Genomic DNA, 17,106 nt, shown 5'->3' on the forward strand with positions numbered 1-17,106 from the left:
ATCGCGCCCCACTCGCATCGCTGTAGAAAACGATCAATACGATTTAAAACCATGGAAAAATACGCATCTTGACGAAAATAAGAGCAATTAAAGCCTACCTATTCCGGAGAAAAAGAAAACGCTAAGCGGCTATTGCGTAAAGCCGCTAAATTCCACTGCCCTGCCGTTGTTGCATTCGTTGCCGGAGGATAGCTAAATTTTGGCGAATCATAGCCCATAGACGAGAGCTCAACTGAAATCCCCCCATCAGTAAGGACGGGAGTACTGTGTAAATAATTCAAAAAACCAACGGAGACTTGCCCCCCCAAAGACACCTCTTCAGACTGTGAAGTTAAATAAACGCACGAATCCAAACTAGCGCTCTCTTCCGGCAATACCCACTCTCCAGCATCGCTCTTGATTACGCAGTAGTCGCCCAGATGCACATCAATAAATACCGTGCCGCCAAAATTGGCCGCCTTCAATAAAGCCAAAAGCTCTCCTAGCATATAGATGCGCTCATCACTGAGCGCCTTATCTCCAAATGGCACTGTAGGGTTCACGTTAACGGCCCAACCCAAGGCATCCAACATTACCCGTGCATCCGCACCCGATTTTGGCACCTGCTGCTGCGCAACAAGAGTTTCTAAAACTTGGTCAACAACAGCCCCCTGCTCCCCCAACTGATCAGTCAGCACCTCAACCTGCAGCAGCGCCTGAGACTGACCTTCACGCCCTTCAAGTATTTGGTAGCCTGTAAGGCATGCAAGAATGAAAATTAAAACGATAGCCCATAAGGGAGTGCCGGCAGGCCTAGAATCGCTTGATTCAGACTCAAGGCGCGCGACACTTAAAACTTCCGGCCCCGCAGGAGCGGTCACAACGGTAGCACCAAGTTTTGGCCCCGACTTATCCTGTATTTCTTTACTTAAACGTCGCATCAAAAACTTGGTGTTATCTTCGATTTCTTGACGGACTTTTGCGATATGTATTTCGAATAACTTACCAACCTGCATCTGTACTTTGTTCAGGTCGGTCGTTGCAACATAATCCGAAGAGGGTTTATTACCAGCATCGTCCCCCCACTGAGAAATAGAACTCGAACTCGTAGCTGACACAGTACCTGAAGGCTTAAGCGTTGCCGTCTCTTTCGACGGAATGTCACCCGTTTCTTTATTAGAGCCTAACGCGGGAATACCTAAACTAGACAATACCTTTTCAATGCTAGAGTGCTTTATGACCTCCTTCGAGATGATATCCAACGCACCCAACGCCCTTGCCTGACCAACATAAACATCGCCCTGCTCCGAGGTATACATCACAACGGGAATCAATGCTGTAGCCGGGTTAGATTTAATAATTTTTAACGCCGAAAGACCACTCATCCCCTCCATATGATGATCAAGAAAAATAACCGATGGCTGACGGTATGATAAATAGCCCAGAGCCTCTTCTGCAGAGCTTGATATATCAATATCAACCTCAAAACGCTCGAGCATCTTCCGCAAGCGGACCTGCGCCGTCTTTGAGTCATCAACGATTAGTGCTCTTTTTGCCATTGTTCAGCCCTTAACATTTTTTCCGCACGATGGATTCTAAAATATTCAGCCTAGCTTAGGCCGCTCCCAGAGCTTATACCCTAAAGCACTATTTGTTAACGAGTTTAAAAGCAAAAAACGCTCAAGCGAGAACCACTTCAATACACACAGCGGTATCCTTAGCCGCATCCTTCTTTCAGTAAGTTTAGTGAACATCACTCAGCTTTCCAGCGAGCCATTCATATGGAATCCTTATGGATACCCAAAAAATATTTGACAATCCAGAAATCCCATATATGCTTCGGGGCAGCTAGAAAAAAGTTCCTTGGTCACAATCTCCTTTTCGTTGTTTTACTTGTAATACCTCGACCTGTAGTTCCTAGTACCATCTTAATTTCCAGCTACAAACGCTCACCCCTGCGCCAAGCGCAAGACACGAGCTAACATTATTATTTTTTATCGAGAGATTATCATGTCTAACACTGTTAAAGGCACCGTTAAGTGGTTCAACGAATCTAAAGGTTTTGGTTTCATCGAGCAAGAGTCTGGTCCAGACGTTTTTGCTCACTTCAGCGCCATCTCTGGTTCTGGCTTTAAAACTTTGGCCGAAGGCCAAAAAGTTGAGTTCACCGTAACTCAAGGCCAAAAAGGCCCGCAAGCTGAGAACATCGTTGCTATCTAATTTTGCATTGCAAAATTAAGCACATTAAAAAAACCGGCTTTAGCCGGTTTTTTTTCGCCTGGAACATACAGACCTATCACTTTAAAATCGAAGACTGCATAACACAGGCTTCGATTTTCAGCATTAGGGGCGAGGCAATAATAGTTTGTTCAATTAGACGAGGGCGCCTGCCTTCTCAGTAAGGCGCTCGAAGCGGCGCATGCCGGGACCTATACGGATATAGGTCATTAGGGTAACGCATCGGGGCAGGAGCCCCTTATTAGACATTGCAGGAGCATAATGTCGTGGAGCAGTTACCGAGGCATGTAACGCTTTGAGCAACGCGGTTGAGGACGCGGGAGGCAAGTATTATCGGATAAAGTATTTTTTCCTCAGCCCTTAACCAACTACAGCTTTCCCGCTTCCAGTCAAACGACACCAAAGCGAGACCACCCTTAACTTCAAACGATGCCCACCAAAATAACAACACGGAACCAAAAATAAAGTCACAACAGACGAGAACATCACCCCGAAAGACAACGAAATCACCATTGGGATCAAGAACTGAGCCTGTAAGCTTTTCTCAAAAAGTATCGGCAGCAACCCAATAAAGGTTGTTATGGATGTGAGCACAATTGGCCTAAATCGATCAACACCAGCCTGCAGCACGGCATTCAGTGTAGTTTCACCACGGGAAATAAGCTGATTAATTCGCTCAAGCAGTACTAAATTGTCATTAACAACTACACCGGCGCACGCAAGGAAACCAAAAGCCGACATCATACTGAGACTGTGACCCAAAAAAAGGTGTCCTATTGATGCCCCTACAAAGCCGAAAGGTATTGCCAGCATTACCAAGAAGGGCTGAAATAACGAACGAAAGGCAATGGCAAATACAGCCAGCACAACCAAGAATGCTTTAAGGAAATTAGCCGCGAAGTTATCCCCAAAACGTGCTTGAGCCCTTAAATTACCATCAAGTGATAGATTGAAACCATTATATTGCCGCTTCCACTCCGCCAAGTGATCAGTCATTACTTGATCCACTATCACGCCAGCATCAACACCTTCCTCCACCTCAGCAGTAATGGATATATTCCTCTTCCTGTCCACACGCCGAATAGTACTCGCGCCAGCAACCAACTTAATTTCTGCAACAGCACCTATTGGCACCTCTCGACCATCGCTAGTTCGTATCCGCAACCGATCGAGAGTGTCAAGTGACTGCCTCTCCAACAGCGAATATCTCAACATCACTCGAACATCTTCTTTCGCTCTTGGGATTCGCTGAAGCTCCTCGCCATAAAACCCTTGTCGCACCTGCTGTGCCACATCCCGCAATGTGAGGCCTAAAGTCTGACCATAAGGCTTGAGTTCAACCTCTACCTCGGTACGCTCCGAGTCCAGATTACTTTTTACATTCACAACACCATCGTAAGAACCCAAGGCCTTAATAATGCCATCAACAGCCTCCTGCTGTACCGCACGATGATTATCTAACAAGTTTAGGTTCAAAGAGATATCTGGACCGCTACCGCCCATCGAAGCATTCAGGGAATAGCTTTGCGCCTCCGGTAAAGGCCCAATGAGCTTACGTAAAGTCGTAGCTACATCGCCAGAAGACAAGATTCGATCTTCGGGCGGCGTTAAGCCAACAAATACGGTTGATGAGGTGCCGTTAAGGTTTTTATTAACCTCACGTATAAAAGGAAGACCGCCATTTTTAGCAATCATCACCGGATCATTGCGAAGCACTTCAACCTGCTCACGAATATGCCGACTAGCCTCAAGGGTTTGCCCAAATGCAGTACCCTCAGGAAAGCCAACATTCACCATTACAAATGGCTGAGGAACATCAGGCATCATCCTGAAATTAATCCACCCAACAAATACAAGCGCAAAGGCAATAGCGAAGGTAAAAAAGAATACAAAATAGGTGCTAGCCTTATTATTCAAAACGGCCTTTAGCGCCGGCAAATAACAATTTTGAGCAAAGCCGTCCATGTGTCCAGAAAACCAATGCCGTATTTTCGTTAACATCTGCAGTAAACGGAATCGGCTGGGGCGCTCGGGCTTCATATGCGACAAATGAGAAGGTAAAACCAATAACGACTCCACCAAAGAAAACACCAAACACAGAAAGACCACCCAGAATATCGAGCGCGTGAATGGCAATATCTCCGAAGGCACATCAATCATCGGCAAAAAGAATACGATGGTGCTCATAACAGCTAAAAAAACCGGTTTCAATACAGAGTTCGCGCCAGAATATGCCGAGAAAGCCCCCTTCTCACCTCGCTGCTGATGACGATAAATACTCTCTCCGACAATAATGGCATCATCAACAACAATCCCCAGAACCATCAAAAATGCAAACATAGACAACATATTGATAGACACACCAAGGTAAGGCAGCAGCCATATCGCACCACAAAACGTTGTTGCGATGCCAGCAACAACCCAGATAGCCAACAGCGGGCGCAAAAACAACATTAAAATCACAAACACCAGAATCAGACCGCTAATGGCGTTATCTTTCAATAAATTAAAGCGACTATCAAAAATACTGCGCATTTCAAAATTAATTTTAACTTCCAGCCCTTCAGGTAAGTACGCACGTAAATCTTCGATGTAAGCTCGTGCATTATCTGTACCTTCAAACAAAAGCGGGTCGTCGCTCAACCGAACCTCAAGATTAAGCCCCGACTTCCCATTCATCGAAAAATCAACATCCTGCTCCGCAAAACCATCGCGAACATCGGCAATATCGCCCAAATAAAGCTGACCGCCATCACGGTTGCTACGAACAACAATACGCGAGAAATCATAGGCATCGAACGCTTGCGCACGCGTCTGAATTTGAATGTCACCATCTTTAGATTTAATAGTTCCTGCAGGCACGCTCAGGGAGGACTGACGAATAGCCAGTGCAACCTCATCAAAACTTAGATTGTATTGACGAAGAGTATCTTCCGTTACCTCAATGCTTAACTCATCATCACGTAAGCCAACAACATCAACCTCTGAAATACCTTCGAGCAAGGCCATTTCGTCACGGATCTGGAACGCAATATCTTTAAGCACTCGCCGTTCGGCATCACCGAAAAGAGCGACGTACATTAGGGTTTGCCGGCGAAGATTTTGCCTAACCACCGGGCGCTCTGCCGACACTGGGAAGGTATTGATGGCATCAACCCGCCCTTTAATATCACTCAATAGCGCGCGAATATCAAAGCCATCAATAACAACAATATTGACACTGCCATAACCTTGCCGTGATTCAGAGGTAATTTGAAATATCCCTGGCAAATCACCGACAGCCTCTTCTATTCTGACTACGATTTGTTGCTCAACCTCACTAGAGGCAGCGCCGGGGTAACTCATAGAGATGGAGATACTGTTAGATGAGGACGAGGGAAAGACTTCTTTTTCTACGCCAGAAAAACCCACAACGCCACCAATTAGCATTGCTATCATCAATAAATTGGCCGCAATAGGATTATCAACAAACCATCGAATTAAATAACTCACGGAGCCACCATTGCGACATGCGCCCCACCTAAGTTAGAGGCGACCTCAGTTGGCGCTACAGCAGATCCGGGCGAAATCAAAGACTGCTTTTCCAACGCAATTAATGCATTGTCAGGCACATCTGCCGTTAGCCATACAGCATCTGCAGTGCGCCGCAAAACTTTTACCGTATAAACAGACACCACATTGTCGGCATCAAGGGCATATATTTTATTGCGTTCAAAAACAGCTTCGCGAGGCAAAACAAAGACTCGCTCCAACGCTCGGCCCTCGATATCAACACTCACAAATAAACCCGGTAATAAAGGAGCGCCCTCAAAAGGATTCGCAACTTCAATAATAGCAAAGTACATGCGTGTATCGGGATCAACGAAAGCATCTGTTCGAGCCAGCACGCCCTGCCAACTTTGCACCTTGCCCGCAACAGAGGCAGTGACGACAACTGGCGGCTTTACAATTGAGGAATTGCTAGAAAACGGCAAGTCAATCAAAGACGCCTGCTGCTCAGTAAGAGGGACCCGCACCTCCACAATACTAGAGTCATAAACAGTCGCCAAATGAGAGCCCGCTGTAACATACTGGCCTAAGTCAACTAATGTTTGCTTTATGCGCCCTGCGGCATAGGGAGCCATTATTTGAGTGCGGGACAAATTGAGTTTAGCGTGAGACAAGTCAGCTTTTGCGTAGGTCAAGGCCGCTTCAGCTGAAGCCAACTGTGGCTTACGATTAAATAAATCATTGGCATTTTGATTACCAAGATCTCGCCACTCTCGCTTAGCTTGCCGGCTAGCCCCTTGTTCCTCGGCCAATCTTCGGCGAGCATCCGCCAATCGAGCCCCTGCGCTTAGTACAGCAACTTCATAATCACGGGTATCCAACTGTAAAAGCTGGTCTTGGTCTTCAAAAAAACCGCCATCAACAAAAGACGGGGCCACACTGACAACCTGCCCACTGACCTGGGCAACAATATCAATCTCCCTCCGGGGCACAGCGGTTCCCTGGGCCGCAACAGTCAAGCTTAAACTTTTAGGTACTGCTCTTACCGTATCTACGCTCACAAGTGCTGTATCCGTTGATGGGGGCCTCATTTCTGGCTTGGGCTTGGCAAGCACAACAACAGATAACACAATACTTCCTACTACAAATATTCCAGCTGGAAGCCAACCTTTCCCAATACTCACTGAGTACTCTCCTTCACCGTTACAGGATAACCATTAGTGGTCTTAATCTAAGGCCAGAACAGGCCGTTATTCGAACAAATTATCATATATGTTCATAAAGACTACTATAAGTTCCATATCGATCAGGAGTATTGAATAAAGAACTTCACTATAAAGAGCGACGCTATGCAGAGCGCTTAAGCTTTCCGTCACTTAAAGACGACCCCACCACCCCTCCAGCTGTACTTAATTCGCCCCTATCACGAAGGCTAAAACCCTTAAAAGCTTCCAGTAAATCGCGCGCACGAAGCGGCTTTACCAGCCCTGAATCCTTATTGCTTTTCCCGTATTTAATGATCGGAAGCTGGCCCTCGTGTCGCCGAACAAAGCGACCGCCTTCTTTAGATTCTACATTGACAAAGAATATATCGGCGTCATCCACAGTACCGAGCTGCCACTCGCCCTGAGCTCTTATGGCAACGATTGCAATCATACTCGCGAGCACAGTAACCTCATCTTTGGTCAGGCCAATAGGCGCTATTTTTTTATTGCTCACTGTCGACTTAGCCTCACGCGCACCCTTATGACCGAAAAGCCCACTGGCTTGCTCAAACAACGTTGCTTTATTAAACATTAAGAGACCTATGATTAGTGATTATGGACACCCGACTTGTACGAATTTTGACCAATTATGACAAGAAACGCTACCCTCAACAAAAAAACCTTTATGCGCCATTACTGGACCTTGATAGTAAAAAACAGGAGGCAGTAATTAACCTGTTGATTTTAAAGCGATAATAAAAAAATCAGAACCACACTTATTCTCAAATCAACAGCAAAACGGCCAAGCTATAAATAAGCATTACTAAAAATGGCACCAATAGTCACAAGGGTAGATTTTTTAGTGCCCGCCCCCAATAATGATGCCAGTAACACCTAACATACCCCGCAAGCGATAAGGATCAGCTATGCCAAGCCAAGATACCCTCTGGCAAACCATATTGTCTGAAACGCGCGAACACGCAGCCAATGAGCCTGCACTCGCCAGCTTTCTGCACGCCACTGTTTTAAACCACGATACCCTTGAAGCAGCTCTCAGCTATCACCTAGCCAATAAACTTGGTAGTTCAGAGATTTCAGATTTACAGGTCAGAGAAATTATTGAGCAAGCGTTCAAAAATGACCCCAGTATCGGAATCGCTATTCGCGCCGACCTACACGCAGTATTTGAGCGCGACTCCGCTTGCGATAGTTACTTGTACCCGCTGCTTTACTTTAAAGGGTTTCAAGCACTGCAAAGCTATCGCATTGCTAACTGGTTATGGCGCCAAAACCGTAAATGCCTTGCACTATTTTTACAAAGCCGTATCGCAATTACTTACAGTGTCGACATTCACCCCGCCGCACAACTCGGTAAAGGCATAATGCTAGATCACGCGACAGGCATTGTGATTGGTGAGACCAGTGTTGTAGAAGACGATGTATCGATCATGCAAGAAGTCACCCTTGGCGGAACGGGTAAAGATTGCGGCGATAGGCACCCCAAGGTTAGGCGAGGTGTTTTAATCAGTGCCGGCGCGAAGATATTGGGCAATATTGAAATAGGTGCCAACGCAAAGGTGGGCGCGGGAAGCGTGGTGCTCAAAAATGTTGCCGAACAAACAACTGTAGCCGGCGTGCCAGCGGTAGTGGTTGGCAAAACCGTCAGCGCATCCCCGGCACTGGATATGAATCACGAAATTAATTGTGACGTAGAATGCTTTAGGCAGTCTGACAGCTAAATCTACAAAGGCATCCCAAAGTACTTACGTATCTGGCATGCCTTTTGTTAACTTAGCATGGCCGCTGACTTAACCTGAGCCCAAACCACAGCGCCAACCATAAGCCCTAATTGCTGTAAAGAACGCCGCGTTATACGAGCCATCAAAAATACATCACCCGATAATAATCGCACAAGTGCCATGGCCTCATCGTGATCCTGCCCCACCTCCACAATCTTAACCTCTAGTCTGTTCACAATACTGCTATCTTCATGCTTTGTGAGTGCCAAACTGACATCTTTTGCATGAACACGCACTCTTACCCACTGATCCAGTGCAGTGCCATTATCACGCAACCACAAGTCACCGCCACTGTAGCGCACACGCATTAAATGCCATGAATTATCGCGCTCAACAACTTGGGCTTGCAAAACTACCGCAGTATCCTCCTCAAGCCATAAAGCCGTATCCAGCCGCGAAAAAACATCCGTTACGCCGCCCTGCGCAATCACGCGCCCCGAATCCATGAGAACAACATGATCAGCTAAGCGCGTAACTTCCTCTAGAGAATGGCTAACGTATAATATAGGTACTTCAAACGCAGTTCTTATGTGCTCCAAATAGGGCAGAACTTCTTGCTTTCGGGCCTTATCAAGCGAGGCAAGGGGCTCGTCCATCAGCAATAACTGCGGCTGCGTTAATAGGGCGCGTGCAATTGCAACACGTTGACGCTCACCGCCAGAAAGCTGATGCGGGTAACGCTGCAATAACGCCGCTATTCCCATTACCTGAATAACCTGCTCAAACACAATACCTTGCCCCTTAGAGGAGCGTCGAACAGCGTACTGAAGGTTTCCCTCTGCCGTTAAATGAGCAAATAAACTCGACTCTTGAAACACTACGCCCAAAGGCCTTCTGTGCACGGGCGTAAAAACACTTTTACTCTGCCAAGTGATGCCGTTAACAACACAAACACCTTCGCTAGAACGCTCCAAGCCAGAAATGCAGCGTAGCAAGGTTGTTTTACCTGATCCGGATGGGCCGAATATTGCTGTAATACCCTGCCCCGGAAGCATAATATCAACATCAAAAAAAAATGCCGCCTCGTCATTATCCCGAGTCACTTCGAACTTAAATCGAGCTTGCATCGAAGACTGCGCTGACAAAGACAAACTAGAAACCACCCAAGTTATTACGGAATATCAAGCGCTGCTTTCGCTGGTAACTATAAAGCCCCATTAACGCCACAAAAGAAAACACCACTAAGCCTATGGCTAGCGAATGTGCCTGACCGTACTCCAGGGCTTCAACGTGATCGTACATTTGAACAGAAACCACCCGTGTTTCCCCTGGAATATTCCCGCCAATCATAAGAACCACACCAAACTCGCCCACTGTATGCGTAAAACCTAAAACAGCGGCTGTGATAAAGCCCGGCTTAGCCAACGGCAATACAACTGTGAAGAATCTATCCCACGGCCCAGCACCCAGAGTGGCGGCAACCTCGAGCGGACGACGGCCAATAGATTCAATCGCATTTTGGATGGGCTGCACCACAAAAGGCAGCGAATAAAAAACGGATGCCACCACTAAACCCCAAAAGGTAAAGGGTAAAAGCCCAACACCCATTGCTTGTGTAAATTCGCCCACCGGACCCTTAGGCCCCATAACCAGCAACAAATAAAAACCGAGCACGGTCGGCGGTAAAATTAATGGCAGCGCAACAACGGCCGCAACAGGACCCTTCCACCAAGAGAGTGTTCGCGCTAGCCACCATGCCAGTGGTGTTGCCACCAACATTAATATCACCGTAACCGTAGAGGCTAGCCGTAACGTTAAACCAATCGCGGCGAAATCCTCAGCAGAAAAAAACATACATGATGGCCTCAATTAGGCATTAAAGGACTCTGTAGCCATAGGATTCTATAACAGCCCTAGCCTTTGGGCTCTTCACAAAAATAAGAAAAGCTTTAGCCGCCAGGTTATTCCTACCGCGTATTAAAAGCACAGCATCTTGCTGAATCGGTGAGTAAAGCGATTGAGGAATACTCCCAACCGAATCCGTCTTAAGCTGGCCAGCATGCTCTAATTGAGATAGCTGCGAGCGCGCAACAAAGCCCAACTCAGCACTTCCTGAACTCACAAACTGAAAGGTTTGCGCAATATTCTCACCCTGCACCCACTTGGGCTGGGTAAGTTCATGCAAGCCCAAACTATTAAGCACCTGCACTGCCGCAGCGCCGTATGGGGCAAGCTTAGGATTTGCCAAAGCAAGTTTATTAAACGCACCCACCCTTAGCGCGCCGACCCCGCTGGAGGCAATATTTGAATGTGCAGACCAAAGCGCCAATTCGCCTAAAGCATAAGTGAAATCACTGCCCACAACCGCCAAGCCCGCCGTTAAAAGCGCTGCAGGCTTGGTCTGGTCCGCTGAAAAAAGCACATCGAACGGTGCCCCATGTGTTATCTGGGCATAAAACTTCCCTGAAGAGCCATAAGAAGCGCTAACTTTATTCCCCGAGGCTTTCTCGAACTCAGTAATAATCGCCAGCATGGCTGGCCTAAAGTTTGATGCAACAGCCAAGCGAACATCCGCAGCGTGCGCATTGGATAAAAAACCTAGACAAAGCATCACGCTACAAAACATACATACAAAACTAGGCATTAGGGTACTCAAAGATAACCCTAGACGTATTCAACACTCTCATTATATGCACAACGTTTAGCCTCAATTCTCAGCAGCTACTCAATAAGTCATGATAATTAACAGCCGAACCTGTACAAAAAAGGCCCCGCCTTTTCAAGCAGAGCCTTTACGTTTTGTCGATAAATATTAGAGTGCAACGCCAGCCAAATCACCTTTATCTTCAAGCCAAATCTTACGATCACCAGCACGCTTTTTCGCTAACAGCATATCCATCATTTGATGAACGTCTTCTTCATTATCAATACTCAGCTGCACCAAACGGCGAGTATCAGCGCTCATCGTGGTTTCGCGTAACTGCAGCGGGTTCATTTCACCCAACCCTTTAAAACGCTGCACATTCACTTTACCTTTTTTCTTCTCGGCAACAATGCGATCAAGAATGCCCTGTTTTTCGCTTTCATCGAGCGCGTAATAAACATCTTGCCCAATATCGATGCGATATAAAGGTGGCATCGCAACGAAGACATGCCCAGCCTTCACTAATGCGCGGAAATGTTGGAAAAACAGCGCGCATAGCAGTGTTGCAATATGTAAACCATCAGAGTCGGCATCCGCGAGTATGCAAACCTTGTGATAGCGCAGCGCCTCAATATTAGAGCTACCAGGGTCAATACCTAAAGCCACCGAGATATCGTGCACCTCTTGCGAGGCAAGAACCTCTTGGCTGTCTACCTCCCAAGTGTTCAAGATCTTACCGCGCAGCGGCATAATGGCTTGGGTCATGCGATCACGCGCTTGCTTGGCACTGCCACCGGCTGAATCCCCTTCCACCAAAAACAACTCGCCCCTAACAGGGTCATCACTGGTGCAATCCGCCAGTTTGCCCGGTAAAGCTGGACCTTGAGTGATTTTTTTACGGGCGACTTTTTTCGCAGAACGCACACGCTTTAGTGCGTTATTAATGCAAAATTCCGCCAGCTGATCAGCTTCCTTGGTGTGCTCGTTTAACCACAAGCTAAAGGCATCTTTGGCCACACCCGAAACAAAAGCCGCCGCTTCGCGCGATGATAAACGCTCTTTAGTTTGACCCGAAAACTGTGGGTCGGCTAATTTTGAAGACAAGACATAAGCGCACCCCGTCCAGATATCGTCTGGAGCCAACTTAACACCGCGCGCCAAAAGATTGCGAATTTCACAGAATTCGCGCATGGCATCCAGTAAGCCCGTGCGCAAACCGTTAACGTGTGTTCCGCCCTGTGCAGTAGGAATAAGGTTAACGTAACTTTCCTGCGTACATTCACCGCCTTCAAGTAACCACTGCACAGCCCAATCTACGCCCTCGGTCTTACCCGCAAACTGGCCGACAAAAGGAATCGCTGGTGCACACTCATAGCCTTGAGTTGTTGCCGACAAGTAATCTTTTAGGCCATCTTCGTAATACCATTCATCTTTATCGCCACTAGTTTCATCGATAAAGATAACATTTAGGCCAGGGCACAAAACGGCTTTAGCACGCAAAATATGGCGCAGCCGTGAAACAGAGAACTTCGCCGAATCGAAATAACTCGGATTCGGCAAAAAGGTCACCTTGGTGCCGGTATTACGCTTGCCACAAGTGTCTATGACTTTAAGATCGGAGGTTTTATCACCGTTACTAAAAGTGATTTGATGAACTTGGCCGTCGCGCTTAATTTCAACAATCAACTCGTCTGTTAAGGCGTTGACCACCGAAATACCCACACCGTGCAGGCCGCCGGAGAACTGGTAATTTTTGTTAGAGAATTTGCCGCCCGCGTGCAGCGTAGACAAAATCACCTCAACACCCGGCAAGCCTTGTTCCGGATGAATATCAACCGGCATGCCGCGACCATCGTCCGACACGGTTAATGAGTGATTTTTATGCAGACGCACTTCAATGCGCGATGCATGACCGGCCAAAGCCTCGTCCACACTATTATCAATCACCTCTTGAGCTAAGTGATTTGGACGTGTGGTGTCGGTATACATGCCCGGACGTTTTTTAACGGGGTCTAGGCCCGTAAGGACCTCAATATCTTCAGCGTTATAGTTAGACATAAATTATAAAAAAGCCAACTTTGTAATTATTGTGAGTGGACAAGATTTTATTCGAAAGCACTAACATCACCGCAACCCCGACGTTGAATCTCTGGCTCATCACCAGTCATATCAATAACACTGGTTGCATCAAAACCACAAAAACCACCATCAATGACAAGCTCAATTTGGTGATCAAGGGAATCTTTAATGTCGTAGGGATCCGTTAACGGCGCACTATCACCCGGCAGTATCAATGAGCTCGACATGATTGGCTCGCCAAGGGTTTCCATTATCCCCAGCGCGATAGGGTTATTAGGCACACGCATACCAATAGTTTTACGCTTAGGGTGCATTAATCGACGCGGGACTTCCGGTGTCGCATTAAGAATAAAGGTATAGGCGCCCGGCGTATGACTTTTGAGCAAACGAAAATCACTATTATTGACCTTTGCATAAGTTGCCAGCTCAGATAAATCGCGGCACATGAGCGTGAAATTTTTGTGCTTATCCAACTGACGAATAGCGCGAATGCGATCTAGCGCCATTTTGTCACCAATATGACAACCCAAGGCATAGGCCGAATCTGTAGGGTAGGCAATTAAGCCCCCAGAGCGAACAACTTCAACAACCTGATCAATTAAACGCTGTTGCGGGTTTTCTGGATGTATTGTAATAATCTTGGTCATAAATACTTAGCCTTAGGCACCCTGCCTGCGCAGAAGTGACTGTAAAATTCAGTTATGGCGCTAGGCTGCGAGCCAATCGTGCCATACCGGTGTTAATTCGGGCGCTAGTTTGCCAAAACCACCCAGCGCTTGCCAGCCCGCATTCGGACTATGAAAATCACTTCCGCAGCTCGCGAGAAGATCAAACTGACGACAAAGCAGGCCCATATCACGCGTAATATTAGGGGTTTGTAGGCCACTAATCACTTCAAGCGCATCTCCGCCGCACGCTTTAAAGTCAGTAAGCAACTCTCGCAGCTTTGTTCGCGTTAGCTTGTACTTTACAGGATGAGCCACGACCGCTCGCCCACCAGCCGCCTGAATCCAAGCAACAGCCTGGCTGATTTCAGGCCAATCCTGCTTAACATCACCTGCTTTTCCTGCACCTAAATAACGTTTAAAAGCCTGCTCTGCAGAACGTACAGCACCGGTTTGCACTAAGTATTGCGCAAAGTGTGGCCGGCCTATCTCGCCTTCACCCGCAATGGCTTTAGCGCCTTCGTAAGAACCTGAAATACCCGCTTTTTCGAGTCGCTCGGCGATAATGTGGGCGCGCTTTTCACGTACAACACCTTGCTGCTCGACACCGGCTAATAGTTTTTCATTATTTAGGTCTACATTCAAACCCACAATATGAATACCGCGGCCCTGCCACAAACACGACAACTCAATACCCGTAATTAAGCGGATATCATTTGCAATAGCAACCTCTTGCGCCAGCGGCAAGCCTGCAAGCGTATCGTGATCAGTAATTGCGAGCAAATCCACACCGTGCAACTTAGCCCTCGACACCAGCTCATCAGGCCGTAAAATACCGTCCGACGCGGTGGTGTGGGTATGTAAATCTGCAATCACTTAAAACTCCTCATGAAGTGCATTGTTCAACCTAATATACATGGCCAAACATAAGCATCAACAACCAATCGAACTGAGCAGGCAATGACCGATAAAATAGCGCCAGACACTACAGCGACGAATATTAAAGGTGCCCCGAAAAAAGAAAACATGTGGGCAAACATCATCGTCAACGTTGCCATTCCAACACTCATTTTGATGAAACTGAGTGGCGAAACCAAACTCGGACCAACACTTGCGCTTATTGTAGCGCTCGCATTTCCAATAGGTTACGGGGTTATAGACTACCTTAAAACACGTAAACTTAACTTTTTTTCTGCTTTGGGCGTCGTTAGTGTCATGCTTACAGGCGGCATGACCTTACTGAAACTCCCGCCAGAGTATATCGCCATTAAAGAGGCCGCCATTCCCGCACTATTTGGCCTGGCCGTATTAGGCTCGCTGAAAACACGCTTCCCCTTGGTGAAAACGCTGATACTGAACCCTAAAATTATGCAGGTCGATAATATTCAGAAAGCGGTAGAGCAGCATCAATGTAAAAAAGCCTTCGAAAACGCCTTAACTATGTCGTCCGTAATGATCGCAATGTCGTTTTTCTTATCCTCGGTTCTAAACTATGGCCTAGCGAAATACTTACTGGTTAGCGAGCCGGGCACTGAAGCTTTTAATGCTGAGCTCGGCAAAATGACAGCCATGAGTTTTCCTGTCATCACAATACCCTCAATGCTTGTCTTATTTGGCGCCATGTATTATCTATACCGCCAAATCAAGAAGCATACCGGATTGAGCATTGACGACATACTCATCAACCCAGACAACAATTAAAAAATTAGGACTACGCATGTACTACGCCATTTTGAGTGAAGATGTAGAGAATAGCTTGCCCTTGCGCAAACAAGCTCGCCCCCACCATATCGAGCGCCTAGAAAGTTTAAAAGTACAAGGCAGGTTAATGCTAGCAGGCCCTCACCCCGCTTCTGATAACGATCCAGATGCAGGCTTTACGGGCAGTTTAGTCGTCGCTGAATTTGATAGCTTAGCCGATGCTCAAGCATGGGCCGACGCCGACCCCTATGTTGCCGCTGGCGTGTATGCCAAGGTCACAGTGAAACCTTTCAAAAAAGTTCTACCGTAACGGAGACCAAGAACATTGATTTCAAAAATTTTTGTGCTGTTCGCCATCTTGCTCAGCAGTCTAACCGCCAGTAATAGTTGGGCACAAACACGCTATATCACCGATAGCCTTATGGTTCCTTTGCGATCCGGGCCTGGGAATGAATTCCGCATTATTAACTCACGTATCCGCAGCGGAACACGCCTAGAGTTATTGGATGAGCCCACAGGTGACTGGGCACAAGTGAAGCTTCCCGCGGGAACTGAAGGCTGGATTCGCAAACAATACGTGCAGAATTCACCTGTTGCACAAACGCTCCTAGCAAGCGCACAAGCCAAAAAAGCAAAAGCCGAAGCAGCCTTAGCCGCCAAAACACAGGAGTTTACCGAGCTAAAAGCACAGCATGCGGACCTTAAAAAAATCAGCGGTCACGTACAGGGTGAACACGCTAGCCTAAGTGCTGAATACCAAAACCTTAAAATACTTTCAGAGGATGCCGTAAACCTCAGTTCGCGCTATCGTGACTTACTCGCAGAGCACGAGGTTCTGCTCACCCAGCACGATGCGCTGAAAGCCGAAAATGATAATTTACGCAGCGATCAAACTATTAGTCACGGCCTATATGCCATCGCACTATTATTGGCCGGTATGTTATTAGCGATTGTTCTGCCAATGTTCCGCCCACGTAAACGCTACAGCGACCAAATCCTTTAATCCATCAGGGAAAAGACATGAAATCATTTCAAAAAGTATTACAAAAAACACGCCTCGGCCTCCTTGGTTTTGTCACGTTTGCCGCGCTATCGCTTAACGCCTGCACCCAAGGTAAAACCGAACCCGTCGTAGAGTTTGAGACAACTCAAGGCAAAATAGTCATCCAGCTCCACCCTGACTATGCGCCAAAAACAGTAGCGCTTTTCTTAAAACATATAGATGCCGGCTTTTATAACAACACCCTATTTCACCGTGTGATCCCAGAATTTATGGCGCAAGGTGGCGGTTTTAACGAAGATTTCTCACGTAAAGAAGCCCTCGGCACCGTTGTTAATGAATCAACCGGGGGCCTACCTAACTCACT

Annotated in this window: 16 protein-coding genes; 6 read left to right on the top strand and 10 right to left on the bottom strand. The window is 47.1% G+C overall.

All coding sequences use genetic code 11. The features are described from left to right. Positions 1-98: 98 nt before the first annotated feature. Positions 99-1,538 (bottom strand): response regulator, encoded by a 1,440-nt coding sequence (locus tag AC3A8L_RS04425; RefSeq protein ID WP_487961026.1) that lies wholly within the window; start codon positions 1,536-1,538, stop codon positions 99-101. Positions 1,539-1,989: 451 nt separating this feature from the next. Between AC3A8L_RS04425 and AC3A8L_RS04430 the strand changes: the two genes are divergently transcribed. After that, complete coding sequence (locus AC3A8L_RS04430) at positions 1,990-2,199, top strand: cold-shock protein (RefSeq protein WP_236983594.1); 210 nt, start codon at positions 1,990-1,992, stop codon at positions 2,197-2,199. A 378-nt stretch (positions 2,200-2,577) separates the two neighbouring features. Here the strand turns inward: AC3A8L_RS04430 and AC3A8L_RS04435 are convergent, their stop codons facing one another. From AC3A8L_RS04435 to AC3A8L_RS04445, 3 genes are all read right to left on the bottom strand, one after another. Then, positions 2,578-5,709 (bottom strand): efflux RND transporter permease subunit, encoded by a 3,132-nt coding sequence (locus AC3A8L_RS04435; protein ID WP_487961027.1) that lies wholly within the window; start codon positions 5,707-5,709, stop codon positions 2,578-2,580. Further along, a complete protein-coding gene (locus AC3A8L_RS04440; RefSeq protein WP_487961028.1) occupies positions 5,706-6,890 on the bottom strand; it encodes an efflux RND transporter periplasmic adaptor subunit in 1,185 nt (394 codons plus the stop codon). Before AC3A8L_RS04440 ends, AC3A8L_RS04435 begins: the two co-directional genes overlap by 4 nt. A 163-nt stretch (positions 6,891-7,053) precedes the next feature. Beyond that, positions 7,054-7,503, bottom strand: a complete 450-nt coding sequence (locus AC3A8L_RS04445) for a hypothetical protein (protein WP_487961029.1) — start codon at positions 7,501-7,503, stop codon at positions 7,054-7,056. Between the two features lie 334 nt (positions 7,504-7,837). Here AC3A8L_RS04445 and cysE point away from each other — a divergent pair, with 334 nt between their 5' ends. Continuing rightward, positions 7,838-8,650 carry a serine O-acetyltransferase gene (cysE, locus tag AC3A8L_RS04450; protein ID WP_487961030.1) on the top strand — a complete coding sequence of 271 codons (813 nt, stop codon included), beginning with the start codon at positions 7,838-7,840 and terminating at the stop codon, positions 8,648-8,650. A 47-nt stretch (positions 8,651-8,697) separates the two neighbouring features. Here the strand turns inward: cysE and modC are convergent, their stop codons facing one another. From modC to AC3A8L_RS04480, 6 genes are all read right to left on the bottom strand, one after another. Next, the gene (modC, locus tag AC3A8L_RS04455) at positions 8,698-9,777 is read right to left on the bottom strand and encodes a molybdenum ABC transporter ATP-binding protein (protein ID WP_487961031.1); all 1,080 of its coding nucleotides are present in this window, start codon (positions 9,775-9,777) and stop codon (positions 8,698-8,700) included. 25 nt (positions 9,778-9,802) lie between these two features. After that, on the bottom strand, positions 9,803-10,504 hold the full coding sequence (modB, locus tag AC3A8L_RS04460; protein ID WP_487961032.1) for a molybdate ABC transporter permease subunit: 702 nt from the start codon (positions 10,502-10,504) through the stop codon (positions 9,803-9,805). A 22-nt stretch (positions 10,505-10,526) separates the two neighbouring features. Then, entirely contained in the window at positions 10,527-11,294 is a 768-nt protein-coding gene (modA, locus tag AC3A8L_RS04465) for a molybdate ABC transporter substrate-binding protein (protein WP_487961033.1), read from the bottom strand. A 168-nt stretch (positions 11,295-11,462) separates the two neighbouring features. Continuing rightward, entirely contained in the window at positions 11,463-13,352 is a 1,890-nt protein-coding gene (gene parE, locus AC3A8L_RS04470) for a DNA topoisomerase IV subunit B (RefSeq protein ID WP_487961034.1), read from the bottom strand. 47 nt (positions 13,353-13,399) lie between these two features. After that, complete coding sequence (locus AC3A8L_RS04475; RefSeq protein ID WP_487961035.1) at positions 13,400-14,020, bottom strand: L-threonylcarbamoyladenylate synthase; 621 nt, start codon at positions 14,018-14,020, stop codon at positions 13,400-13,402. A 60-nt stretch (positions 14,021-14,080) separates the two neighbouring features. Continuing rightward, positions 14,081-14,914, bottom strand: a complete 834-nt coding sequence (locus tag AC3A8L_RS04480) for a PHP domain-containing protein (RefSeq protein WP_487961036.1) — start codon at positions 14,912-14,914, stop codon at positions 14,081-14,083. An 84-nt stretch (positions 14,915-14,998) separates the two neighbouring features. Between AC3A8L_RS04480 and AC3A8L_RS04485 the strand changes: the two genes are divergently transcribed. The 4 genes from AC3A8L_RS04485 to AC3A8L_RS04500 form a co-directional block, all read left to right on the top strand. After that, positions 14,999-15,739 carry a VC0807 family protein gene (locus tag AC3A8L_RS04485; RefSeq protein WP_487961037.1) on the top strand — a complete coding sequence of 247 codons (741 nt, stop codon included), beginning with the start codon at positions 14,999-15,001 and terminating at the stop codon, positions 15,737-15,739. A 16-nt stretch (positions 15,740-15,755) separates the two neighbouring features. After that, on the top strand, positions 15,756-16,049 hold the full coding sequence (locus AC3A8L_RS04490; protein ID WP_487961038.1) for a YciI family protein: 294 nt from the start codon (positions 15,756-15,758) through the stop codon (positions 16,047-16,049). A 15-nt stretch (positions 16,050-16,064) separates the two neighbouring features. Continuing rightward, on the top strand, positions 16,065-16,742 hold the full coding sequence (locus tag AC3A8L_RS04495; RefSeq protein ID WP_487961039.1) for a TIGR04211 family SH3 domain-containing protein: 678 nt from the start codon (positions 16,065-16,067) through the stop codon (positions 16,740-16,742). A gap of 17 nt (positions 16,743-16,759) precedes the next feature. Continuing rightward, a partial coding sequence (locus tag AC3A8L_RS04500) for a peptidylprolyl isomerase (protein WP_487961040.1) occupies positions 16,760-17,106 on the top strand: 347 nt, incomplete at its 3' end.

Source organism: Marinagarivorans sp., assembly GCF_982758155.1.